Here is a 939-nt window from a genome sequence, read left to right as displayed (position 1 = left end):
CGCGACAAGATCAGCGCCGGCCACTGGCAAGCGCACCTGGGCAAGAGCCCGTCGCTGTTCGTCAACGCCGCCACCTGGGGCCTGCTGCTGACCGGCAAGCTGGTGGCCACGCACAGCGAAACCGGCCTTTCCAGCGCGCTGGCGCGCCTGATTGGCAAGGGCGGCGAGCCGCTGATCCGCAAGGGCGTGGACATGGCGATGCGCATGATGGGCGAGCAGTTCGTCACCGGTGAAACCATTGCCCAGGCCCTGGCCAACGCGCGCCAGCGCGAGAGCGCAGGCTTTCGCCATTCCTACGACATGCTCGGCGAAGCCGCGCTGACCCGTGACGACGCGGCACGCTACCGGGAGGCCTACGAGCAGGCCATCGCCGCGATCGGCCAGGCGTCCAACGGGCGCGGCATCTACGAAGGGCCGGGCATTTCCATCAAGCTCTCGGCCCTGCACCCGCGCTACTGCCGCGCGCAGTACGAGCGCGTCATGGACGAGCTCTACCCGGTGCTGCTGCGCCTGGCGCTGCAGGCGCGCCAGCACGACATCGGCCTGAACATCGACGCCGAAGAGGCCGACCGGCTCGAACTCTCGCTCGACCTGCTGGAGCGCCTGTGCCATGAACCGGCCCTGGCGGGCTGGAACGGCGTGGGCTTTGTCGTCCAGGCCTACCAGAAACGCTGCCCGTTCGTGATCGACTACCTGATCGACCTGGCCCGGCGCAGCCAGCGCCGCNGCCGAAGAGGCCGACCGGCTCGAACTCTCGCTCGACCTGCTGGAGCGCCTGTGCCATGAACCGGCCCTGGCGGGCTGGAACGGCGTGGGCTTTGTCGTCCAGGCCTACCAGAAACGCTGCCCGTTCGTGATCGACTACCTGATCGACCTGGCCCGGCGCAGCCAGCGCCGCATCATGGTGCGGCTGGTCAAGGGCGCCTACTGGGACAGCGA

1 protein-coding gene and 1 pseudogene are annotated in these 939 nt (G+C 68.9%); both read left to right on the top strand.

The genetic code is table 11. The features are described 5' to 3' along the window. Nucleotides 1–9 precede the first annotated feature (9 nt). Nucleotides 10–786 carry a proline dehydrogenase family protein gene (locus QZH66_RS17065; protein WP_305807039.1) on the top strand — a complete coding sequence of 259 codons (777 nt, stop codon included), beginning with the start codon at nucleotides 10–12 and terminating at the stop codon, nucleotides 784–786. Next, nucleotides 728–939: pseudogene (locus QZH66_RS17060) on the top strand (proline dehydrogenase family protein); the annotation flags it as partial. The gene QZH66_RS17065 and the pseudogene QZH66_RS17060, both read left to right, overlap by 59 nt.

It is taken from the genome of Stenotrophomonas sp. YIM B06876, assembly GCF_030711595.1.
Lineage (GTDB): Bacteria > Pseudomonadota > Gammaproteobacteria > Xanthomonadales > Xanthomonadaceae > Stenotrophomonas.
The sequence above is the reverse complement of the archived record's forward strand: the minus strand, read 5'-3'. Positions and strand labels throughout refer to the sequence as shown.